Source organism: Marinobacter persicus, assembly GCF_002934325.1.
GTDB classification, from domain to species: domain Bacteria; phylum Pseudomonadota; class Gammaproteobacteria; order Pseudomonadales; family Oleiphilaceae; genus Marinobacter; species Marinobacter persicus_A.
In genome coordinates, this window is record NZ_PTIV01000034.1 from 1 (window position 1) to 19,730 (window position 19,730).

Below are 19,730 nucleotides of genomic sequence, written 5' to 3' on the forward strand. Positions count from 1 at the left end.
AACGCAAAGGCCGGATATACGTGCGCAGTTTTACCTGATTAACTTTTTACTCCACCGAGCGCTTCGGGGCTTGCACAACAAGAGGTCTACATATACGTGCTCGTAGCGGTTTTTGGAAAGGCCTGCCCGCCTGCTTGTGCACCAATGCCAGAGCGTCAGGCGCGGCTCAGAAACTTGCGCTCATCTACATTGACCTTGATGCGATCACCCGTGGAAATGTGCTCCGGCACCTGCACCACCAACCCGGTGGTCAAACGCGCCGGCTTGGTGCGAGCGGTAGCGGAACCACCTTTGACGGACGGGTCCGTTTCCTCAATGGGCAATTCCACCGTCGGCGGCAGATCCACGCCCACCGGGCTGTCGCTCACCAGCACCACCATCACCCCTTCGGTGTCCTCGGTAATGAACAGCAGATCGTCTTCAATGGCGCTTTTGTTCAGCAGATACTGAGTGAAGTCCTCGGTATCCATGAACACATACTCATCACCATCGGCATAGGAAAACACCGCCGGGCGACGTACCAGGTCCGCCTGGTTAAGCATGTCGGAATCCTTGAAGGTCTCATCCAGCTTCTGGCCGGTGACCACATCGTACATGCGCATGCGGTACAGACTGCCGCCGGCGCGGCCCTGGGGCACCGACCGCTCAATGTCCTTCACAAAATACACACGGCCCTGATATTCAACGGCCTGATTCTTCTTGATCTCACTCGCTTTTGGCATGAACAGAATTCCAGAGTTTGTTTGGGAACCGCTGATATACCATGACCGGCGTCTGGATGCGATAGCCCTGCGGGTTCATACGCATGTCACTTTACCCACAACTTCTGTGGATAACTTTGTTAGCAAGACAAGGATACCCGCTGGCGAGCGGCGTAACTGGTGGCCTTTTGCTTTGTGCGGTTTATTTAACCACCCCAAGCCGGTGACTAAATCTCAAAGTGCACTGCGTCTTTTTCAATGCACTCATCCAGCCGGGCCAGATACTCCGCCTTGGCCTTCACCTTGGTTTGCTGGTGCGCCCGCAGGTTCAGCTGTTTGAACTGATCAGCCACTGCCCGGGCCCGGTCCTGCAGTTGCCCCACCGCCACGACTTCATCCAGGAAACCGGCGGTGACCGCAGCTTCCGGATTGAAGATCTCGGCATTGACCACGGAGCGATAGAAATAGGCCGGTGCAAGGCGATGGCGGGCAATCTCGATGCCGGCATGGTGCATGGTCATGCCAATGGCCACCTCGTTCAGCCCCAGCTTGAAGCTGCCTTCCACACCAATGCGGTAGTCCACCGACAACAGGAGAAACGCCCCCTTGGCAATGGCGTGGCCACTGCACGCAGCAATGACCGGCATCGGGAAAGCCGACAGGCGACGGGCGAGCATCGACCCCACCCTTACCAAAGCCATGGCCTCTTTCGGGCCCTGCTGCATTTCTTTCAGATCATAGCCGCCTGAAAACATGCCCGGCTGGCCAGTCAAAATGACAATGGCCTTGTCCTGCTCGGCCTGGTCCAGGGCCGCGTTCAGAGCTCCAAACACCGCGTGGCTGAGAGCATTCGCCTTGCCGTTGTTGAGCGTGATGGTGGCAATGCCGTCATCCAGTTCGTAGCTTACAAGTTCAGTCACCGGGAAATCCTCGCTACAGCAATTCAAGTGAGTGTTTGATTACACTATAGCGAATGCGCAACAAAAAACAGCCCCAAGAGGGGCTGCCTGATCATTCACCGGGAGTCAGAACTGGCTCTGGAGCCACTGATTGATTTGCGCGGCATTCATCGCCCCGCTCTGGCGGGCCACTTCCCGGCCATTGCGGTAGAGGATCATGGTGGGAATGCTGCGAATACCAAACTGGCCGGCCGGGCCGGGATGTTGTTCGGTATTGAGCTTGGCAAAACGGACCTGCCCCTTCCAGTTGGCGGCAGCCTGTTCGAACTGTGGCGCCATGACCTTGCACGGCCCACACCAACTGGCCCAGAAGTCGACCAGCACCGGCACATCGCTGCGCCCGGTGTGCGCCGAAAAGCTCTGCTCGGTCAGCTCCAGCATCTGATCCGGCCATAATGGTTGCTTGCAGGCCCCACAGTTGCCACCGGCTGACAGCTTGGCTGCCGGCACCCGGTTGACCTTGTGACAATGTGGGCACACCAGGTGTTTGATCTCGCCAGACATAACGTCTCCTCCTATCAGGTGATAGTCAGAAGCATTGCGCCAATAGCGAAAAAATCAAGGCAACCTCAGTTGCCCTGCTCCAGCTGATCGACGTAATCGGCCAGTTCCCGTTCCATTTCCGCCAGCCGCTGCTGCCACTCGGCTTTGTAGGCGGCGAACTCGGGACCCAGCTCACCCAGTTGCAACTCAGTGGCCAATGCCACACGGGTACTCTCAGTGACCGACTCCACATCCGGGTTTTCGAGCGCGTCGTTCTGTTCTTCCAGACGAATCACCGCTTCGTTCAGCATGCGGCGGTCTTCCACGGAGGCGTCCGGGTTGTCCTTCAAGGCTTCACGCAGGGACTGGGCCAGCTCCTGAATGTGCTGGCGGAGCATCCGGCCATAGTCATCCACCAACTGGGAGAAACTTTCGCCGGCATCCGCTGCCTGCTGACGCAACTCCTCGGTCAGCACGTCAAACTCACGGGCCAGGTCATCGGAATAGCGGGCCAGTTCTGTCTGAAGGTCTTTACCCAGTGCTTCCAACTGGTTCACCACGTCGCCCCAGAGCGGGCCGCTGTTCAGGGCCTCACCGGTTCGGAAATAATCCACCAGCCACTGGTCATCTTTTTTCACAAGGTAGGTGGTGGTTTTCAGTGGCTGGTTACGCCCTGGCAGGCCCTTGAAGGTGGTATCCACCGTTGCCTGCTGGCCATCAATAACCACCCTGCCCCATTCAATATCGACACCCTGCCACTGACGCTGGTAGCCATCAAAAGCGGCGTCTTCAATCAAGGTGGAATATTCGTTGGCCTCTCCGGCGTCCTGTTCAATGACGGCTTGCCAGAAAGCCTTTGATACCTGCTCCGGAGATTCCGCGCCCCCGCAGGCCGACAAGAGCACCGCCGCACCAATCAGGGCGGCCAGAAGTTTTGTTTTTCCCATAACGGAGTTATCCATGATCAAATTGTATGCAAACGACGTATTGTCACCATGATTGTCCCGGCGTTCCAGTTACAACCTGGTCAGCTTGTGGCCGTTATTCGTGTTAGGTTTAAGGCATGCGTATACGAATCACCCACCAACGAATCACAGGTTTCCTGCAGCTGATCCTGCTGACCGAGGCCATACTCGCGCTTTGGGGCCAGCGCTGGTTCACCGCGTTTCTCACCGGCATGATCATTCTGATCACCTTCTTCCCGGTGCTGTTCGAGCGGCGTTTTCGCATCCACATACCGCCAGAACTGCAACTGGCCGCCATCGGTTTTGTCTTTGCCTCGCTGTTCCTTGGCGAAGTGCACGACTACTACAGTCGATTCTGGTGGTGGGATATGGCACTACACACCACCTCCGGCTTCCTTCTGGGCATCCTCGGCTTCCTGTTAGTACACATCATGAACGAAACCGAGAAAATCCAGCTGCACATGAAGCCGGGTTTTGTGGCGTTCTTTGCCTTCCTGTTCTCGTTGGGTGTCGGCGCTTTGTGGGAGATTTTCGAATTTGCCATGGATTCGCTGTTTGGCATGAACATGCAGAAACCCATGCTGGGCGACCCATCCGGCCTGACCGACACCATGTGGGATCTGGTGGTAGACGCCCTGGGCGCCGTGGTCATTGCCTTCCTGGGTTGGCGCTACCTGAAACGGCCAGATCAGAAATCGTTTCTGGAGCATTGGATTGACGGTTTTGTCAGCCGCAATCCCCGGTTCTTTAAGCGTTAAGGCGCTTCTGATTAACCCAGGCTGAACACGATAGCCACAGCCAGCGAAACAATCACCGACAGAGGAATGGTCAGGGCGATGGTCTGGGCCGGGCCGTGGTATCTGACAGCCAACACATAACTCATCACCGCCACCGGCATGGCGCACTGCACCAGAAAGATCTCGGCCTGGAAGGCATCCAGTGGCCACAGCAACAACACCAGCCAGGCAGTGGCCAGGCCGACCAGGGGCCGGTAAAAGCTGAACGCCACCGGCCACGCCATTTCCCGGGCGCCAGAGAGTTTCAGGTTGGCAATGGAGCTGCCCAGTTGCATAAGCATGATGGGTACGGTGATCGATCCCAGCATATCCAGTGTGGTCATCACCGGCCCGGGCAAGCGGGCCTCCGTTGCCACCAGCAGCGCCCCGGCCACCAGCGCCAGCACCGGCCCGTTTTTCGCCAAGGCCTTCAGTGAAAAGCTTTTGGAAAGGCACCCAATACCCAGGGTGAAATGGCTGATCTGAATCACAGAGGAGATCACCATCGCCAGCCCCAGGGATTGAGGTCCAAAGAGCGCAAAGCAGACCGGCACGCCCATGTTGCCGGTATTCGGGTGCACCAGGGACGGCAGATAATCACGAACCGGGAAGCCAATAAGCCGCAACACACCGGCCGTCACCAGGGCCATAACACCAATCCATACGACCGTAATAGCCACCAGCTCACTCATCTGGCCAATATCCATTTCCATGGACAGGACCGAATGCAGCAGCAGTGCGGGAATACCCACGGTGGTGACCAGGCCGGAAAGGGCCTTACCATCGAAGAAATCGGTCTTGCGCCCGAGTATCGCACCCAGGACGATCAGGGAGAACAGAGGGACCAGTGAATTGGCAAGCTGCTGGATCATGATCAGACAACCACGGATTGCGGACCGGGAAAGCCGCTACCCGAAGTACTCCTCCATCCAGTCAAACAGCCGCTGGGTGTTCATGTCCGCCAAAGCCAGTTGCTGAAACTGATCCCCTACCTCATCTTCGATGGTAATGAACTGATACAGCAGCACACCCGGCTGTTCGTCATGCAGGATCAGCGTGATACGCCGGCGCGTGCGCAGGCAGTCGATGGTCATCACATCCGCCGGGATGCCGGATTTGCGCATGCCCTGGCGCACTTCCACCACCGGATTGATGTGTTCATGGGCAGCCTGGATTCGGGCGTGGGCATCACTGGCCATATCGGACAATGATTTCAGTGGATCATCAGACATCAGTGGCGGGCCTCCTGGCCGGTCGGAATGTTTGCACGCATGCTAACAGAAAATCCCGACCAGTCACCCCGAACCCAGTTGCCCACAAAAACTGTGGATAACTTTGTTAGCAGAGGCAGGAAAGGTAGTGCCAGGCCTTTATTGACCGGGCGTTCAGCCAAATGTCGGGAAATTGACCAGGTGAATAACCGACCAGCACATCTCCGTGCGGCGCTGGAAGCTTGTAAGAGATCTCTTACGCCAACTGTCAACAATATCCCATAGTCATTGTCTGAGAGTTCCCTAGACTGGAGACGTCAGGGATGACAAAGCGGATTCACCCAACGGATGGGTAACAAGGACGAAGACCAGGACAGCGCCTTCAGGAAGAGGCCCACTCTGGCTGATCTGGCAAAGATCAATCCCTCTCCTTCTCATCTTTTTCAGCCACGTCACTCCCGGCATACAACCCATGCATTTTGTTCCCAGGAGATTGACCATGAAAGCAAAGTCTTTTATCGCCGCACTGGCACTATTGTTCGCCCTCATAACCGGTCCCGCCTACGCCGCAGAGCCCATGACCGTGAACATCAATACGGCGGACGCCGCCACACTGGCCTCACTCAATGGCATTGGTGAGAGTAAGGCCGAGGCGATTATTGTCTACCGGGAAGCCAATGGCCCGTTTGAGTCGGTTGAACAACTGGCGGAAGTCAAAGGCATTGGCAGCCGCACCGTTGAGAAGAATGCAGACATGATGGCTGTGAAGTAGTAGTTTTCACGCCGCAGGCCAAGTACAGACGCCTGCGGCGCGTCCCCGGCTCTGGTAACATGGCTGGCTATGCTGAAAATCTCCAATAACGTAGAGCTTGCCGACTGGGAAATAGAGATCACCCAGATTCGTGCCCAGGGTGCCGGTGGGCAGAATGTCAACAAGGTCGCCACCGCCGTGCACCTGCGATTTGATATTTCCCATTCCACATTGCCGCCCTTCTATAAAGAGCGACTGATGGCCCTGCCTGACCAGCGCATCAGCAAAGAGGGCATCATCGTCATCAAGGCACAGTCTTTTCGCACTCTTGAACAAAACAAAGAAGATGCACTAAGGCGGCTGCGGGCTTTGATCCAGGAAGCGGTCAAACAACAGAAAGTTCGCCGACCGACCAAACCCAGCAAATCTGCTCGCAAACGGCGTGTGGACAAAAAGACCCGGCATGGGAAGACCAAGGCACTAAGAGGGAAGGTCAAAGTCTAGAGGCGTACGGGCAGGCACTGTTTCAAAACTCACCGGGACAGGTCAGAGGGCTACAAACTCCCAGGCCCATCCCGGCAACACGCTTCTCTCTAACGTTTACAGACGCTTTTTAAGAAGCGCTTTCGCTTTATCCGTCAGTTCCAGGTAAATCTTTTCCGCTTCCTGGAAAAACGCTGCGGCTTCACTGTCGTTAAACTGCTCCGCGTCCTTGGCGTACTGCTTGGTGTGATGAAGCCCCTGAGAGGCATGATACACCGAACTGATCAGGTCATAATTCTCGTCTTTCACTGGATAGTCAGCCATAGTGCTTCCTCCATTTCCGTGACGTGAATTGTGAAGAGATTTCATCTCTTGCCCCTAAACGTAGATGCCGTATCAGGCTCCGTAAAGTGGAAGCCGAGAGAGATTTACGTTCTGTAATGCCCAGAAATCCCCTACGGTGCCCCATAAAGGGGATAACGAGCCAATTGTGCACAGACAACATGCAGCAATTTTAGCCATACCCGTTCAACCTCAGCGCCCTCCATCCTTGGATAGCTGCGTTTAACCAGAAAAAACGACGCTGTCATTAAAATGGCACAAAGGTTGCGAATGATGTTCAAGAACATCTTAAGCCGGAGCAACCGCCATGATCCCAACAGCCTCCCCTCAGGAAGAGGATTACCCGTTAAACCCGGTACCTGCTGACCAACGTAAAAGCATCTGGTCCATGGGGCTGGTCCTGCTGGGCTTCACCTTCTTCACCGCCAGTATGTGGGCGGGTGGAAGCCTGGGCCAGGCGTTTGATTTCTCGACCCTTCTGATGGTCCTGGCCATAGGCAATCTGCTATTGGGCCTCTACGCCGCGATTCTCGGCTACATTGCCGCGAAAACCGGCATGAACACGGCGCTGCTCAGCCGATTCAGCTTTGGTAAAACCGGCAGCAAATTAACTGACCTCATCCTGCTCCTGACCCAGATTGGCTGGTATGCCTGGGGCACCGCCACCATGGCCACCCTGCTGGTAGAGCTGACTGGCATGCAGGAGCTCATGACCACACCGCTGATGATGGTGTTCGGTTTTGGCTTCTGCGTTACCGCTTCCATTGGCTATCGGGGGCTGGTGTGGCTGTCCCGTCTGGCGGTTCCAGCCATGATCATTCTGATTGGCGTCAGCATGGCCTTGACCACTGCGGATGCCGGTGGCTTGGCGAAGCTGGCGACCATTACGCCCACCAACGACATGAGTATCGCCACGGCCATCACCCTGGTTTTTGGCACTTTCGTCGCCGGCGCCACCCAGTCCACCAACTGGACACGCTTTGCCCGTTCCGGAAAGACCGCAGCCATCATCACTCTACTGGCTTTTTTTATTGGCAACGGCCTGATGATGCTGGTCGGTGCTTTTGGCGCCCTGGTTTACCAGGAAGCTGACATCGTTGGCATCATGACCGCCCAGGGCCTGCTGACCTTCGGCATCCTGATGCTGTTCCTGAACCTGTGGACCACTCAGGACAACACCGCCTACAACTTTTCCGTGGTTGGCTGTGACCTGCTGGCTACTGGCCGCCGGGAAGCGGTCACCATTGGCGGTGCCGCCATCAGTACCGCCCTGGCCGTAATGGGCATGCAGGAATGGCTGGTGCCTTTCCTGGTGTTGCTGGGCACTTTTATCCCCCCTATTGGCGGGGTGATCATGGCCAGTTACTTCACCGGCCACAAGCGCCGATACGCCGAAGCGGGTCAGCGCGCCCTGCCGGCTTTCAACCTTCCGGGGCTTACCGCCTATGCCCTGGGCTCGGTGGTGGCTTACAGCTCTCCCTGGATAGCCCCCATTGTGGGCGTACTGGTTGCAGCCCTCAGCTTCACCGTGCTGCAACTGGCCCGACAGGCCATCCGGGCTCGCCGGCCCCGGCCGGGGCTTCGCAGGCACCTGGCCTGAGACGCCGCCGGCAGACTTTTATTTTTACTCGTCATCCCCACCAACTACACTGAGGAGGTATTCACAGAGCCTGTCGAGACCTGTCATCCGACGCGGAGGATTGATGCAGCGGACCATCATCAGCCTGTCGTCACTGATAACCAGCATTGTTCTTCTCATCGTGGGCAACGCCTACCTGATGACCCTGCTGGGCCTGCGCCTGAGCCTTGAAGAATTCAGCGCCAGCGTGATTGGCTGGATTCTCGCTTTCTACTCCATCGGGTTTGTCGCGGGCACACTCTATGCCGACCGCATCATTGAAAAAGCCGGCCACATACGGGCATTCGCGTTCTTCGCTGCCGCCCTGGCCGCCTCCATCCTGATTTACCCGATGCTGATCGAAGCCAACCTCTGGGGCGCCTTGCGGGCAGTGGGCGGCTTCGCCATGGCCGGCCTGATGATTGTCATGGAAAGCTGGTTCAGCAGTAAGGCTGACAACTCCAACCGGGCCAGCCTGTTCGCGATCTACCAGGTGGTGTTTTTCCTTTCGACAGCCGGTGGCCAGGTGCTGGTCCGGGTGGCGGACCCGGCAGGCTTTATTCCCTTCTCCCTGGCCGCCATTCTGGTGGTGCTGGCACTGACGCCACTGTCCTTGACCAGCCGCGAGTCGCCCAAAATCATAAAAAGCGACCGACTGTCCCTGGCCAGACTCTACAGGACATCCCCCATTGGCACGCTTGGCGCACTGATTGCCGGCCTCCTGATCAGCGCCTTCTATGCCATGGGGCCGGTATACGCCGACCGTATTGGGCTGGACCTGAACCAGCTTTCCAACTTCATGGCTTCGGCCATCGTTGCCGCCATGATTCTGGCCTGGCCTATTGGCCGGATCTGTGACCGTTATGACCGTTACCGCGTGCTGTTGGTGGTCGCCATTATTGCCGCAGCCTGCAGTCTTATCGCCGCGGCACTAAGCAATTACAGCATTGGTGTACTGGTGGTGTTCGTCGGGCTTTATATGGGCCTGAGCGCCGCCCTTTACCCCATCGCCGTCGCCATCACCAATGACCTGATGGAAAGCCATCAAATTACTTCGGCCAGCACGGCGCTGCTGCTCAGTTACGGTCTGGGCAGCATCATTGGCCCGCTGATCAGTGCGTTTTTCATGGAGTTTATCGGCCCGAGCGGGCTGTTTATCAGCAACGCGCTGATCCTGGTGGCCCTGATTGGCTTCGTGATATTCGTCCCGGGCCCCACCCACACGGACGTCGACCATCAGGAAAGCTACTACACCACCACACCGGAGGCGGCCCTGGGTGTCGCCGAGTTGGATCCGCGGAACACGGAGTTTGAGGAAGAACACGCTGATCAGGATGAGGAGCAGTCCGAAGATCAGAACGAGGAGACAAAAGCGACCGACGACAGGGACAGACAATGACGATCCTTTAGCCTGAAATTTACCACGAACCCAAATTGTGACGCCTTTTGTTGCCGAGCCTGCTTTGCAATGTGATATTTGAAAGACCAAGCTTCAAGAAGCCTCTGACTATCTCCATTGATAAAGGAATCTCCGATGGGCAGCAATAAACTGATTGGTCTTGTGTTACTCGTGGTCGGCATTGGACTGCTTTATTTCGGCTACCAGGCCACCCAATCATTAAGCGGCCAGGTTACCGAAACCCTGACCGGCCGCTTCACGGACGAAACCATGTGGTATCTGATTGGTGGTGCGGCAGCAACCGCTGCTGGTGCCTTCCTCATATTCATCAAAAAATAGGCGGATATAAATTTCCAGCAACCTTAGGGAGAACCCATGATCAACGAAACCGACATGAAACATCTCGACCGTTGCGTGGAGCTGGCCCGCCAGGCACTGGAGACAGGCAACCCGCCTTTTGGCTCGGTGCTGGTGGATGAGCATGGCGATGTCCGTTTCGAAGACCACAACCAGACCGCAAGTGGCGATGAAACCCGGCACCCGGAATTCGCCATTGCACACTGGGCGGCGGAGCACATGACGCCAGAGGAGAGGGCCGCTGCCACGGTATACACTTCGGGCGAACACTGCCCCATGTGCGCGGCGGCTCATGGCTGGGTTGGCTTGGGACGGATTGTTTATGCCAGCTCTTCGGAACAGTTGGCAGTCTGGCTTGATGAGATGCATGCGACACCGCCGCCGCCAGTCGCTACCCTGCCAATCAATACTGTGGTGCCCGGTCTGGCCACTGAAGGGCCCTTTATGGTTCTGGCAGGGCCCATCAGAGAACTGCATCAACGGTACCACGACAAACACGGAAGCCCTGACTCACCAGAGGGCTGAGGTTCAGTCTAGCCACAGGCTGCGCCAGGTTTACCCCAGCAATAGACTCGCATCGGGGGAATATTCCACAGCTCCAGTGAGCAACTTACCGGCTCTCCCATCACGGGGCTGGTGACTTGAGCGACGTGACGGCGGAACTGGTAGGCAACAAAACGCCCGCCTTCGCAGAGGCTCTCATGTATAGACCGGGCAATGCGGGTACCTACGGCCTCGGGCATTTTCGAAAAGGGAATGCCCGAGATCACCACATCCGGCGATTCCATCTGATGCCGGGCCAGGATATCCGCCAGATATTCCGCGCTTCCGAGGTGGTTGATAAAACGGGGATCAGAAATTTCTTCAAGCAGTTCATGAAAGAAGGGACTCAGTTCGATGGAAAGCAGGCGCGCTTCCGGACCCAAGTGGCTCAAAAACGTTCGTGTGGTTCCACCAGTGCCAGGTCCCAACTCAACAACCCGCCTGGCACTCGACAAATCCGCCGCCTCTACAATCCGGTTCTCCAGAAACCGGGAGCTGGGGATCACCGATCCCACCTGTGCAGGCTCTCTCAGAAACCCTCGAAAAAACGAGGCGGGACTTGTTCTCCGGGAGGCGTCGTACTTAGGACGGCTGGTTTCCATGCCCATAATGCCCTCTGAGCCTGATGGCTTGAGTGATTCCCTGATTATAGCAGCGAGGTGGATATCAGCTTTGCTGCAATCTCAGAGGCTTAACTGTACGACCGCCAAAACTTACCTACACTGTCGAAAAGAACCAGCAATACTTCGGAGAAGGAGCCAATTATGACACTGCATCTTCAGCTTGCGCCGCTCATCAGCCTGGGGGCTGGCATTGCCATTCTGGTCTTCCCCAAACTGCTCAACTACATCGTGGCAGGTTACCTTATTGCAATAGGCGTACTCGGACTAATGGGCCATCCTTTCTGAATGGCCCATTAGCCCGGCATGGGAGAGAGCCGGCAAGAAATCGGTCCATTATTCACCCACACCAAACTTCTCGTGCTCGCCCAAATCGGGCTGCTCTCCTTCAATTCGAGCCTTGGTGGTCTTGATGCTCTTGACCATCTTGCTGCTGTCACTGTCCCAGTGTTCGCCTTTCTGAACCTTGACCTCCAGCATGCCCACGTTCGGGGAATCTTTGCCTTCCGGAAACCAGGCCGCAATGGCCGAGTTCCAGTATTGGTCGATCCGCTCCTGATCGCGAATGGCACGACCGAGACCGGTGAGGGACACATACACATGGTGTTCCGGATCCGCGAAGGAAACGCAGACATCATGGTCCTGCTCCAGCTCGAAGACTTTTTCCGAATCCAGGTCGGTGTAGAACCACAGGGTGCCGTCGTATTCATCCTGTACCAGCACCATGGGCCGGGACCGGAGTTCATCGCCATGGCGCGTGGTCAGCATACAGGTTTTGATGTCCCGGATGAGTTTCCAGATTTTCTGTTTGTGCTCTGGGCTGGACATATCAATCCTCCTTTTCAGGATGACAGCATGAATGTTTCGGGATCTTCCAGGGTATCGACAATGGTCTTCAGGAACTGGGCTGCCTCAGCACCGTCATTCACCCGGTGATCGTAGGCCAGGCAAAGCGGCATGCGCAGCCGCGCTTCAATCTTGTAGTTGTCGAGGTGGCCGGTGGCCACCGGGCTGAGTTCGGCGCTGCCCATGCCCAGGATGGCCACTTCCGGGTGGTTGATGATGGGCGTAAAGCTGGTGGCGCCGATGGGACCGGGATTGGTCAGGCTGAAGGTGGCGCCTTCCATATCCTGTTTTTTCAGCTCACCTTCCCGCGCTTTGTCAGCCAGCCCGGACAGTTCAGACGCCAGCTCGAAAACGTCCTTGCGGTCCACCTCTCGCAACACGGGCACCAGCAGGCCGGCATCGGTGGCCACGGCCACGCCGATGTCGTAATACTCTTTGTAGATCAGTTCGTCGCTTTCTGTATCCAGGCTGGTATTGAATCTCGGGAACTGCTTGAGGGCCGCCACCAACGCCTTGATAACCAACACTGTCATGGTCAGCTTACCGCCACGCCGTTCCACCTCGTCCTGGTGCCGACGCCGGAAGCGCTCCAGCTCGGTGATGTCGGCCACGCTCTGGTGCATAACGTGGGGAATTTCCTGCCAGGACTGGCTCATATTCCGGGCAATGGCCTGACGGATGGCGGAAAGGGGCTCCCGGCGCACCGTCCCCCACTGGCTGAAGTCCGGGAGCTTCGGTGCCTTGCTCCTGGCCCGGGATGACTCCCTGGACGCAGCTTCTTCGGAAAACTGCTCCACATCTTCCTTGGTGACGCGCCCACCCGGGCCGGAACCTTCCACCTGGTGTAGATCCACGTGCAGCTCACGCGCCAGTTGGCGGGTGGCCGGCGCAGCGGGGACCGGGCGGTCGGAATCCGTGCTCTCGGATTCATTGGCTTTTTCAGCAGACTCTTCCTTGCCTTGATCAGCATCTGCCTCATCTTCCTCTGAGGTTGATTGCTCTTCTGGCTTTTCCTTCTTTTCTTTCTTTTTATCTGCTTTTCCGCTCTTCTTCTCGTTTTTTTCGTCGTCTTTGTCTTCTTTTTCGGTTTCCTGATCCGACGCTTCTGATTCCTTCGATTCCTTGTCGGGCTCTTCTTCCGAATCGTCACCCGAGCCATCGTTATAGGTGACCAGCACCTGGCCCACCTTGATGGTCTCACCTTCCTTAACTTTCACGGACTCAACCGTGCCATTGAAGTTAGCCGGTATCTCATTGGCGGCCTTGTCGGTTTCCACGGTCAGCAACGGGTCGCCGTCTTTTACCTCGTCGCCCTCGCTGACCATTACTTCCACCACCTCGGCTTCGGTGATCCCCTCACCGGGATCTTCAAGCTTGTAGTCTTTGGACATGAGGGTTGGCTCCTAGTCGTTCATGGCTTGGCGGGCGCCTGCCACAATCCGGTCCACGTCGGGAATATACGCCTTCTCACGGGCGAAATACGGGATGATGACATCGTAACCGGTGACACGCTGAACCGGCGCCTCCAGATAATAAAAGGACTTTTCGTTGATGCGGGAGATAATCTCCGCACCGGGGCCAAAGCTGCGATGCGCCTCGTGAACCACCACCACCCGGCCGGTTTTCCGGACCGATTCGGTGAATTTCTTGTCGTCCAGTGGCGAAACGGACAGCAGGTCGATCACCTCTGCCTCGATGCCGTCTTCATCCGACAGTTTGTCTGCCGCTTCCAGGGTGTGTTGGGTCATTGCGCCATAGGTGATCATGGTCAGGTCATCGCCCTTCCGGGCAACCTGCGATTCGCCAATGGGCTGGGTTTCTTCTTCGTCCGGCACCTCTTCCCGGAAGGCGCGGTACATGGCCTTGGGTTCCAGGAATATCACCGGATCCGGGTCCCGGATGGCGCTGAGCAACAGCGCCCGGGCATTACGGGGGCCAGACGGAATCACCACTTTCAGTCCCGGTGTGTGGGCATAATAGGTCTCCCGGCTTTCGGAATGGTGCTCCAGCGCCCGCACGCCACCGCCATAGGGAATACGGCAGACCATGGGCACGTGATAGCTGCTCCGGGAACGCCAGCGCATGCGGGCGGCCTGCCCCTCAAGCTGGTGAAAGGCGAAATAGCTGAAACCGGAAAACTGGAGTTCACATACCGGCTTCAATCCCGCCATGGCCATGCCGACAGACATACCCACAATGGCGGCCTCCGCCAGCGGTGTGTCCATCACCCGGTCTTCGCCAAACTGCTTCAAGAGGCCGTCGGTCACCCGGAACACACCGCCATCAACGCCCACGTCCTCGCCCAGGACATAAACGCTATCGTCTTTCTCCATTTCCTGCCTGAGGGCCAGGTTAATGGCCTCTGCCATATTCAACTCAGCCATTGCGGTCCTCCCGGTACTGCTTCATGGCCTGCCTCTGCTCCTCAAGATAGGCAGGGCGTTCCTCGAACAGGTGATCAAACATCACCAGAGGATCATCCAGCGATTTCATTTGCTCTTCGGCTTCGTCCCAGGCTGATTTCACTTCCTCGTCAATTTCTTTTTCCAGTGCCTCGATATCTTTCTTGCGCAACACCTTGTGGTTGTTCAGATAATGCTGGAAGCGGGGGATCGGGTCCCATTCCTGCCAGTGTTCCTCTTCCTCTTCGTCACGGTACTTGCCGGGATCATCAGCCGTGGTGTGCACCGACAGCCGGTAGGTAATGCACTCAATCAGGGTGGGGCCGTCACCCTTGCGGGCCCGTTCCGCCGCTTCGCGGGTGGCGGCGTAGACGGCCAGCGGGTCGTTGCCGTCAACCTGAATTCCCGGCATACCATAGGCCAGGGCTTTCTGGGCCAGGGTCTTTGACGGGGTTTGCTGTTCCCTGGGCACGGAGATGGCCCATTGATTGTTCTGGCAGATGAAAACATTAGGGGTCTTAAATGCCTGGGCAAAATTCAGGGCTTCGTGGAAATCCCCTTCCGAGGTGGCGCCATCGCCGAAGTAGGACATCACCAGACGGTCCTTCTTCTGCATTTTCATGGCGTAGGCAATGCCCACGGCCTCGTTCATCTGCGAGGCCACCGGAATGGAGATGGGCAAATCGTTCTGGCCTTCCGGAATCTGGCCCCCTTCGTTATAGCCGGCGTTGTAGAGCAGCAACCCGGTCATGGGCGTACCTCGCCAGAGCGCCACCGAGGTTTCCCGGAAGCTGGGCACCATCCAGTCGTCGTCTTCAACGGCGGCAATGGAGCCGATCTGGCTGGCTTCCTGCCCCTTCGCCGGGGCGAAGGTGCCGATGCGCCCCTGCTTCTGCCAGCGCAGCTGGTATTCATCAAAGCGTCGACTCAACAGCATGGTGCGATGCATGCGCAGCAGAGTGTCTTTATCGATCTTCGGGTCCAGGTCCTTGTCGGGTTTGCCCTGTTTATCGAGTATCGAAAGGTACTCGACGGCATGCTCAAGCCTGACCTTTTTTCTTGGCATAGAGGCTCCCTTGTGCGGATCGTTTAGTGGATCACCTCCTTATAGGTGTAGGTTGTATCGGCGGATTTTTAAAGTGCTGTGCTCCTTCCAAAGTATTGAGCCGGTCTTCTCGCTGTGTCAGCCTGACCAAAGTTGTGCAATCCGCACTTGGCGGTTTGATCTAAACTGACATCCAGTGACTCAATCAAGGAGCTAACCATGACTATCGCGATCAGAATGCTGCTGCTTACTTTCCTGATGGGCGCAGGTCTCGCCGGCTGCAACACCATGGAAGGCCTGGGTCAGGATGTGGAAAACGCCGGCGAAGCCATTGAGCAGGAAGCAGAAGAAGCCTGAGGGATTAGCCCGGGGGCAGCCAGCGCTGCCCTTTCGTCAGACTTCTAGTCAGACTTCTAGTCAGACTTCGACAGGTGATCAAAGACGGCGGCAAAATCCTCTCGCCCTCGCCCTGCCAGGTTCGCCTGCCCGTATAGGGATTTGGCCAGGCCGGCCAGAAACAGGGGCTGGCCTTCCTCGTAGGCGGTGACATCCAGCAGGTGCATGTCCTTGAGCATCAGTTCCAGCGGAAATTGAGCCTCGTAATCAGCATTCCTGATGAGTTCGGCCTTGCCCTTAAGAAACGGAGCGGTGACCGGCAGGTTCGGCAGGGTATCCATCAGGAAATCACGACTGAAACCCAGTTTCTCACCCAGTAGCGCGGTTTCTGCATAAGCCAGCATGTTCTGGGCAAGTTGGGCATTCACCAGCATCTTGAAGGCACTGCCCTGGCCGGCTTCTCCCACATGGAGAATCTTCTGCCCCATGCATTCCAGCATCGACCGGACTGCTTCAACATCTTCCGAGTCGCCGCCCAACAGGAACGTCAGCTCACCAGTCTCAGCCGGCATCTTGGTACCCGCTACCGGCGCATCCAGGAATCGGATTCCTTGAGCGCGAGCCCGGCTGTCGCAGTCACGGGTGAAGGAAGGGTTCACCGTGGAGCAATTTACCCAAAGCGCATTCTGCTCCATGGCACTGACAAAACCTTTTTCACCAAACGCGACTTCCTCCACCGCCTCCGGGGCACTGAGCATGGTGAAGACCACATCAGCTCCAGCCACCGCCTCCCGGGCCGAACTGGCGGTTTTGGCGCCGGCGTCTTTCAGGGGACCCATGGCATCGGGCGATCGGTTGAAAACCGTCAGGGTGAGGTCGCTATGCTTTAGCAGATTGCTGGCCATGCGACTGCCCATAATGCCCAGGCCAATAAACGTAACGTTCATATCATCCTCCTTTGCGCGATTCGTGGGTAAGGGCCTTACTACCTGACCTGCCCCGGAGTCTGGTTACCATTACAACTTCGCCAGGGCTTCCGTTATCGGCACATCGCCGGAAACCACGTCAAACACGCAATTGCTGGTGTTGTCTGAATCCAGCACGGCCAGAAGCACGCGAGCCACGTCCTGGCGCGGGATCTCACCAAATTCCATCAACCGGTCGCGCACTTCCACCTTGCCGGTGCCATCTTCGTTGGTGAGCCGCCCGGGCCGAACGATGGTGTAATCCAGACCGCAGCTCTTGAGGTGGTCATCGGCCTTACGCTTGGCCCAAAGATAATGGCGCAATTTCTCCGGCCCCTTATCCGGCTCCTCGGCGCGCATGGCACTGACCATGATGAAGCGCTTGATGCCCATGGCCTTGGCCGTATCCATCAAGCGGATAGCGCCCTCCTGGTCCACATCGATGGTCTTGTCCGGGCCGGTATGAGGGCCTGAGCCGGCGGTGAAGATCACGGCATCACAGCCTCTCATGGCCTCACCGCAGTCCTGTTCCAAGTCACCCACTACGGTTTCCGTGGCGCCCAACTGCTGAAGCTTCGGGCCTTGCTCAGGGTCCCGGATGAGCGCCCGGGCTTCATGGTCGCTCTCGGCCATTTCCTGCAACAAATACTGGCCGATTTGTCCGTTTGCGCCTGCAATAAACACATGCATGTGTGAACCTCCTGGTTCGATATTTGGCTTGGATATCTTCTATAGTGGAGGGCAGGAAACGCATAATTCAAGGCATTGTGATGCTTCTATCACGATGCTTGGGAAACAGGCGGAGGCAGATTTTGGCTCACTCTGAACGCTGGTCGCAGAAAGTGACCGAATCCAGCGACTCCCTGGATCTCGAACAAGGGGTCTTCGCTCTGGACGATCCCAGGGAAATCGCCCGTTCCCTGAAAGAATCGGCCGAGAACAGCGAACGGCGCAAATCAGACCCCTACCGCTCAGCTATGTCGATGCTGACGTTCTACATCAATCGCGCTGGCAGGCAGCTTTCCCAGGAACAAAAGGATCGGCTGGAAGCCGCAAAAGACGAATTGCGGGAGCTGTTTGGCCGCCCCCGGAAACACAAGCGTTAGCAACCCAGATACCAACGCATTCCCGAGACACATCGCCGATCAGGTTTTCTCATACCTCGTGCCTTGTAGAATGCAGTAAAACGATGATTCACGAGGCCCATCAAACATGATCGATTTCCGCAGCGATACCGTGACTGTCCCAACCCAGGCCATGCGAGAGGCCATGGCCAGCGCCGAGGTAGGCGACGACGTCTATGGGGATGACCCGAGCATCAATCGCCTACAGACCTACGCCGCCGACCGGCTCGGCTTTGAAGCCGCCCTGTTCACTCCCAGTGGCACCCAGGCCAATCTGCTGGCGATCATGGCCCACTGCGGTCGGGGCGACGAGTACCTTTGCGGACAGGCAGCCCACAATTACTGTTACGAGGGCGGCGGCGCCGCCGTGCTGGGCAGCGTGCAACCCCAGCCAATTGAAAACGAGGCTGACGGGTCTATCAGCCTGGAGAAGGCGCAGGCTGCGATTAAACCCCAGGACGCCCATTTCGCCATCACCCGTCTGCTCTCCCTGGAGAACACCATTGGCGGCAAAGTGCTGTCGCTGGAGTACCAGCGCCAGGCACGGGATTTCTGCGACGACAATGGCTTGATGCTGCACCTGGACGGCGCCCGCGTGTTCAATGCTGCCGTCAAGACCGGCTGCGACATCACCGAGATCACCCAATACTACGATTCAGTTAGCGTCTGCCTGTCCAAGGGCCTGGGCGCTCCGGTGGGTTCGCTGCTGCTGGGCTCGAAGGCTTTTATCGACCGCGCCCACCGGCTACGAAAAATGCTCGGCGGAGGCATGCGCCAGGCCGGCATATTGGCCGCGGCCGGGCAAATTGCCCTGGAACAGGGGCCGCTGCGACTGCATGAAGACCATGCCAATGCCGAATACCTGAGTGAGGGCCTGGCCAGTATTCCAGAGATGGAAATCGACCCGTCCAGCACCCAGACCAATATCGTCCATGCCCGCTGCCACAAAGGGCAGGCGGCTCAACTCCGTGACTTCCTCGCGGAGCTGGGAATCCTGATCAAGGCGGGAGACCCAATCCGGTTTGTGACCCACCAGGATGTAAGCCGGCAGGATGTGGACGCCTTATTGGACGGAATAAGGCAGTTTTATCAGAGTTAATGAAAAGCAAAACCACTCAATAACCGTTATCGGAATTACCGTTTTGATATACGCAGGATGCCCCTTTACCCTTATGCACCTTTTTGATGCGGGGATGTTATGGGGCAAAGAAACGACAAGCTCCGCTGGCAACTGGTCAGCGGGGTACTGCAGGCACTTCACCTTGAACGGCTGACCGAAAAGTACCCGCACAAAGCGGTCATGGCAGGGTTTAACCTGGTGAACAGCGGCATTGCCATCGCGCTTGTTGCCGTGGTGGCTCTCATCACCCAGGAGGCTTTCATCTTCCCCTCCCTGGGCGCCACCGCGTTCATTCTTTTTTACGTGCCCCTGAGCCAACCGGCCTCGCCCCGCAACGCCCTGTGCGGCCATTTCATTGGTGCCACCATGGGGCTGGTGGGGCTTTACCTGTTTGGGCTCCAGGACGCGCCATCGGCAATGATGAATGGCGTGGACCTCGCCCGCGTTGGCGCTGTCGCGGTCGCCATGGGCCTCACCGGCAGCCTGATGGTGGCGCTGAACGTCGCCCATCCACCCGCCGGCGCCACTGCGCTCATCGTCGCTTTGGGCCTCATGCCCAATCCCGCACAGCTACCCGTGCTGATGGCCGGGGTTCTCATGCTGCTAATCCATGCCTTCGTGATGAACCGACTGGCCGGACTCGCCTATCCGCTTTGGCGGGCCCGGAGTTCCTGAAGCGGGCAC

General features: G+C 57.3%; 26 protein-coding genes. 12 read left to right on the forward strand and 14 right to left on the reverse strand.

From position 1 onward, the window contains the following. Window positions 1-155: 155 nt before the first annotated feature. The 4 genes from efpL to BY454_RS14480 all read right to left on the reverse strand — a co-directional run bounded on the left by efpL (window position 156) and on the right by BY454_RS14480 (window position 3,090). Window positions 156-722, reverse strand: a complete 567-nt coding sequence (gene efpL / locus BY454_RS14465; RefSeq protein ID WP_104417287.1) for an elongation factor P-like protein EfpL — start codon at window positions 720-722, stop codon at window positions 156-158. Between the two features lie 206 nt (window positions 723-928). Beyond that, entirely contained in the window at window positions 929-1,621 is a 693-nt protein-coding gene (locus tag BY454_RS14470; RefSeq protein WP_104417286.1) for a crotonase/enoyl-CoA hydratase family protein, read from the reverse strand. Window positions 1,622-1,726: 105 nt separating this feature from the next. Further along, window positions 1,727-2,164 carry a thioredoxin TrxC gene (gene trxC, locus BY454_RS14475; RefSeq protein ID WP_104417285.1) on the reverse strand — a complete coding sequence of 146 codons (438 nt, stop codon included), beginning with the start codon at window positions 2,162-2,164 and terminating at the stop codon, window positions 1,727-1,729. Window positions 2,165-2,229: 65 nt separating this feature from the next. Then, on the reverse strand, window positions 2,230-3,090 hold the full coding sequence (locus BY454_RS14480; protein WP_104417284.1) for a hypothetical protein: 861 nt from the start codon (window positions 3,088-3,090) through the stop codon (window positions 2,230-2,232). 116 nt (window positions 3,091-3,206) lie between these two features. Between BY454_RS14480 and BY454_RS14485 the strand changes: the two genes are divergently transcribed. Then, complete coding sequence (locus BY454_RS14485; protein WP_104417283.1) at window positions 3,207-3,866, forward strand: hypothetical protein; 660 nt, start codon at window positions 3,207-3,209, stop codon at window positions 3,864-3,866. An 11-nt stretch (window positions 3,867-3,877) separates the two neighbouring features. Here the strand turns inward: BY454_RS14485 and BY454_RS14490 are convergent, their stop codons facing one another. Both BY454_RS14490 and BY454_RS14495 read right to left on the reverse strand, forming a co-directional pair. After that, window positions 3,878-4,756 carry an AEC family transporter gene (locus BY454_RS14490; protein ID WP_104417282.1) on the reverse strand — a complete coding sequence of 293 codons (879 nt, stop codon included), beginning with the start codon at window positions 4,754-4,756 and terminating at the stop codon, window positions 3,878-3,880. 36 nt (window positions 4,757-4,792) lie between these two features. After that, window positions 4,793-5,116, reverse strand: a complete 324-nt coding sequence (locus BY454_RS14495) for a hypothetical protein (RefSeq protein WP_104417281.1) — start codon at window positions 5,114-5,116, stop codon at window positions 4,793-4,795. Window positions 5,117-5,594: 478 nt separating this feature from the next. Between BY454_RS14495 and BY454_RS14500 the strand changes: the two genes are divergently transcribed. Both BY454_RS14500 and arfB read left to right on the forward strand, forming a co-directional pair. Next, window positions 5,595-5,867: a ComEA family DNA-binding protein gene (locus tag BY454_RS14500; protein ID WP_104417280.1), complete on the forward strand. Its 273-nt coding sequence runs from the start codon at window positions 5,595-5,597 to the stop codon at window positions 5,865-5,867. A gap of 69 nt (window positions 5,868-5,936) precedes the next feature. Continuing rightward, window positions 5,937-6,350 (forward strand): alternative ribosome rescue aminoacyl-tRNA hydrolase ArfB, encoded by a 414-nt coding sequence (arfB, locus tag BY454_RS14505; RefSeq protein ID WP_104417279.1) that lies wholly within the window; start codon window positions 5,937-5,939, stop codon window positions 6,348-6,350. A 96-nt stretch (window positions 6,351-6,446) separates the two neighbouring features. Here arfB and BY454_RS14510 read toward each other — a convergent pair whose 3' ends face one another. Then, complete coding sequence (locus BY454_RS14510; protein WP_104417278.1) at window positions 6,447-6,653, reverse strand: hypothetical protein; 207 nt, start codon at window positions 6,651-6,653, stop codon at window positions 6,447-6,449. A 325-nt stretch (window positions 6,654-6,978) separates the two neighbouring features. Between BY454_RS14510 and codB the strand changes: the two genes are divergently transcribed. The 4 genes from codB (at window position 6,979) to BY454_RS14530 (ending at window position 10,570) form a co-directional block, all read left to right on the forward strand. Next, window positions 6,979-8,271 (forward strand): cytosine permease, encoded by a 1,293-nt coding sequence (gene codB / locus BY454_RS14515; protein ID WP_104417277.1) that lies wholly within the window; start codon window positions 6,979-6,981, stop codon window positions 8,269-8,271. A gap of 103 nt (window positions 8,272-8,374) precedes the next feature. After that, window positions 8,375-9,688, forward strand: a complete 1,314-nt coding sequence (locus BY454_RS14520) for an MFS transporter (RefSeq protein WP_104417276.1) — start codon at window positions 8,375-8,377, stop codon at window positions 9,686-9,688. Between the two features lie 135 nt (window positions 9,689-9,823). Next, window positions 9,824-10,027, forward strand: a complete 204-nt coding sequence (locus BY454_RS14525; protein WP_104417275.1) for a DUF3185 family protein — start codon at window positions 9,824-9,826, stop codon at window positions 10,025-10,027. Window positions 10,028-10,063: 36 nt separating this feature from the next. Beyond that, window positions 10,064-10,570 carry a nucleoside deaminase gene (locus tag BY454_RS14530; protein ID WP_104417274.1) on the forward strand — a complete coding sequence of 169 codons (507 nt, stop codon included), beginning with the start codon at window positions 10,064-10,066 and terminating at the stop codon, window positions 10,568-10,570. Between the two features lie 8 nt (window positions 10,571-10,578). Here the strand turns inward: BY454_RS14530 and BY454_RS14535 are convergent, their stop codons facing one another. Beyond that, entirely contained in the window at window positions 10,579-11,094 is a 516-nt protein-coding gene (locus BY454_RS14535) for a class I SAM-dependent methyltransferase (RefSeq protein ID WP_219820646.1), read from the reverse strand. A 258-nt stretch (window positions 11,095-11,352) separates the two neighbouring features. On the opposite strand from BY454_RS14535, the gene BY454_RS14540 reads away from it, so the two are divergent. Further along, window positions 11,353-11,496 (forward strand): DUF3096 domain-containing protein, encoded by a 144-nt coding sequence (locus BY454_RS14540; RefSeq protein ID WP_104417273.1) that lies wholly within the window; start codon window positions 11,353-11,355, stop codon window positions 11,494-11,496. Between the two features lie 48 nt (window positions 11,497-11,544). Here the strand turns inward: BY454_RS14540 and BY454_RS14545 are convergent, their stop codons facing one another. Genes BY454_RS14545 through pdhA form a run of 4 tightly spaced genes read right to left on the reverse strand, consistent with a single transcriptional unit; the run spans window position 11,545 to window position 15,522 of the window. Continuing rightward, window positions 11,545-12,036 carry a pyridoxamine 5'-phosphate oxidase family protein gene (locus tag BY454_RS14545; RefSeq protein WP_104417272.1) on the reverse strand — a complete coding sequence of 164 codons (492 nt, stop codon included), beginning with the start codon at window positions 12,034-12,036 and terminating at the stop codon, window positions 11,545-11,547. Window positions 12,037-12,050: 14 nt separating this feature from the next. Then, a complete protein-coding gene (locus tag BY454_RS14550) occupies window positions 12,051-13,445 on the reverse strand; it encodes a dihydrolipoamide acetyltransferase family protein (protein WP_104417271.1) in 1,395 nt (464 codons plus the stop codon). Window positions 13,446-13,457: 12 nt separating this feature from the next. Further along, window positions 13,458-14,438 carry an alpha-ketoacid dehydrogenase subunit beta gene (locus BY454_RS14555; protein WP_104417270.1) on the reverse strand — a complete coding sequence of 327 codons (981 nt, stop codon included), beginning with the start codon at window positions 14,436-14,438 and terminating at the stop codon, window positions 13,458-13,460. Beyond that, a complete protein-coding gene (pdhA, locus tag BY454_RS14560) occupies window positions 14,431-15,522 on the reverse strand; it encodes a pyruvate dehydrogenase (acetyl-transferring) E1 component subunit alpha (RefSeq protein ID WP_104417269.1) in 1,092 nt (363 codons plus the stop codon). The genes BY454_RS14555 and pdhA overlap by 8 nt, the downstream gene beginning before the upstream one ends. 198 nt (window positions 15,523-15,720) lie before the next feature. Here pdhA and BY454_RS14565 point away from each other — a divergent pair, with 198 nt between their 5' ends. Further along, complete coding sequence (locus BY454_RS14565; RefSeq protein ID WP_104417268.1) at window positions 15,721-15,858, forward strand: entericidin A/B family lipoprotein; 138 nt, start codon at window positions 15,721-15,723, stop codon at window positions 15,856-15,858. A 56-nt stretch (window positions 15,859-15,914) separates the two neighbouring features. Here the strand turns inward: BY454_RS14565 and BY454_RS14570 are convergent, their stop codons facing one another. Continuing rightward, a complete protein-coding gene (locus tag BY454_RS14570; RefSeq protein ID WP_104417267.1) occupies window positions 15,915-16,784 on the reverse strand; it encodes an NAD(P)-dependent oxidoreductase in 870 nt (289 codons plus the stop codon). A gap of 69 nt (window positions 16,785-16,853) precedes the next feature. After that, the gene (locus BY454_RS14575) at window positions 16,854-17,492 is read right to left on the reverse strand and encodes an SDR family oxidoreductase (RefSeq protein WP_104417266.1); all 639 of its coding nucleotides are present in this window, start codon (window positions 17,490-17,492) and stop codon (window positions 16,854-16,856) included. A 122-nt stretch (window positions 17,493-17,614) separates the two neighbouring features. Here BY454_RS14575 and BY454_RS14580 point away from each other — a divergent pair, with 122 nt between their 5' ends. The 3 genes from BY454_RS14580 to BY454_RS14590 all read left to right on the forward strand — a co-directional run bounded on the left by BY454_RS14580 (window position 17,615) and on the right by BY454_RS14590 (window position 19,721). Continuing rightward, entirely contained in the window at window positions 17,615-17,908 is a 294-nt protein-coding gene (locus BY454_RS14580; protein ID WP_258075669.1) for a DUF3175 domain-containing protein, read from the forward strand. Between the two features lie 106 nt (window positions 17,909-18,014). After that, window positions 18,015-19,025, forward strand: a complete 1,011-nt coding sequence (gene ltaE, locus BY454_RS14585) for a low-specificity L-threonine aldolase (protein WP_104417264.1) — start codon at window positions 18,015-18,017, stop codon at window positions 19,023-19,025. Window positions 19,026-19,124: 99 nt separating this feature from the next. Further along, window positions 19,125-19,721 (forward strand): HPP family protein, encoded by a 597-nt coding sequence (locus BY454_RS14590; RefSeq protein WP_104417263.1) that lies wholly within the window; start codon window positions 19,125-19,127, stop codon window positions 19,719-19,721. Window positions 19,722-19,730: the final 9 nt, after the last annotated feature.

Excerpts from the sequence above, each read along its gene's own strand:
- BY454_RS14500 (WP_104417280.1), top strand. The coding sequence starts at position 5,595 with ATGAAAGCAAAGTCTTTTATCGCCGCACTGGCACTATTGTTCGCCCTC.
- pdhA (WP_104417269.1), bottom strand. The coding sequence starts at position 15,522 with ATGCCAAGAAAAAAGGTCAGGCTTGAGCATGCCGTCGAGTACCTTTCG.
- BY454_RS14525 (WP_104417275.1), top strand. The coding sequence starts at position 9,824 with ATGGGCAGCAATAAACTGATTGGTCTTGTGTTACTCGTGGTCGGCATT.
- BY454_RS14565 (WP_104417268.1), top strand. The coding sequence starts at position 15,721 with ATGACTATCGCGATCAGAATGCTGCTGCTTACTTTCCTGATGGGCGCA.
- BY454_RS14545 (WP_104417272.1), bottom strand. The coding sequence starts at position 12,036 with ATGTCCAGCCCAGAGCACAAACAGAAAATCTGGAAACTCATCCGGGAC.
- BY454_RS14520 (WP_104417276.1), top strand. The coding sequence starts at position 8,375 with ATGCAGCGGACCATCATCAGCCTGTCGTCACTGATAACCAGCATTGTT.
- trxC (WP_104417285.1), bottom strand. The coding sequence starts at position 2,164 with ATGTCTGGCGAGATCAAACACCTGGTGTGCCCACATTGTCACAAGGTC.
- BY454_RS14550 (WP_104417271.1), bottom strand. The coding sequence starts at position 13,445 with ATGTCCAAAGACTACAAGCTTGAAGATCCCGGTGAGGGGATCACCGAA.
- BY454_RS14570 (WP_104417267.1), bottom strand. The coding sequence starts at position 16,784 with ATGAACGTTACGTTTATTGGCCTGGGCATTATGGGCAGTCGCATGGCC.
- BY454_RS14480 (WP_104417284.1), bottom strand. The coding sequence starts at position 3,090 with ATGGGAAAAACAAAACTTCTGGCCGCCCTGATTGGTGCGGCGGTGCTC.
- BY454_RS14530 (WP_104417274.1), top strand. The coding sequence starts at position 10,064 with ATGATCAACGAAACCGACATGAAACATCTCGACCGTTGCGTGGAGCTG.
- arfB (WP_104417279.1), top strand. The coding sequence starts at position 5,937 with ATGCTGAAAATCTCCAATAACGTAGAGCTTGCCGACTGGGAAATAGAG.
- BY454_RS14510 (WP_104417278.1), bottom strand. The coding sequence starts at position 6,653 with ATGGCTGACTATCCAGTGAAAGACGAGAATTATGACCTGATCAGTTCG.
- efpL (WP_104417287.1), bottom strand. The coding sequence starts at position 722 with ATGCCAAAAGCGAGTGAGATCAAGAAGAATCAGGCCGTTGAATATCAG.
- codB (WP_104417277.1), top strand. The coding sequence starts at position 6,979 with ATGATCCCAACAGCCTCCCCTCAGGAAGAGGATTACCCGTTAAACCCG.
- ltaE (WP_104417264.1), top strand. The coding sequence starts at position 18,015 with ATGATCGATTTCCGCAGCGATACCGTGACTGTCCCAACCCAGGCCATG.
- BY454_RS14540 (WP_104417273.1), top strand. The coding sequence starts at position 11,353 with ATGACACTGCATCTTCAGCTTGCGCCGCTCATCAGCCTGGGGGCTGGC.
- BY454_RS14490 (WP_104417282.1), bottom strand. The coding sequence starts at position 4,756 with ATGATCCAGCAGCTTGCCAATTCACTGGTCCCTCTGTTCTCCCTGATC.
- BY454_RS14575 (WP_104417266.1), bottom strand. The coding sequence starts at position 17,492 with ATGCATGTGTTTATTGCAGGCGCAAACGGACAAATCGGCCAGTATTTG.
- BY454_RS14590 (WP_104417263.1), top strand. The coding sequence starts at position 19,125 with ATGGGGCAAAGAAACGACAAGCTCCGCTGGCAACTGGTCAGCGGGGTA.
- BY454_RS14495 (WP_104417281.1), bottom strand. The coding sequence starts at position 5,116 with ATGTCTGATGATCCACTGAAATCATTGTCCGATATGGCCAGTGATGCC.
- BY454_RS14485 (WP_104417283.1), top strand. The coding sequence starts at position 3,207 with ATGCGTATACGAATCACCCACCAACGAATCACAGGTTTCCTGCAGCTG.
- BY454_RS14555 (WP_104417270.1), bottom strand. The coding sequence starts at position 14,438 with ATGGCTGAGTTGAATATGGCAGAGGCCATTAACCTGGCCCTCAGGCAG.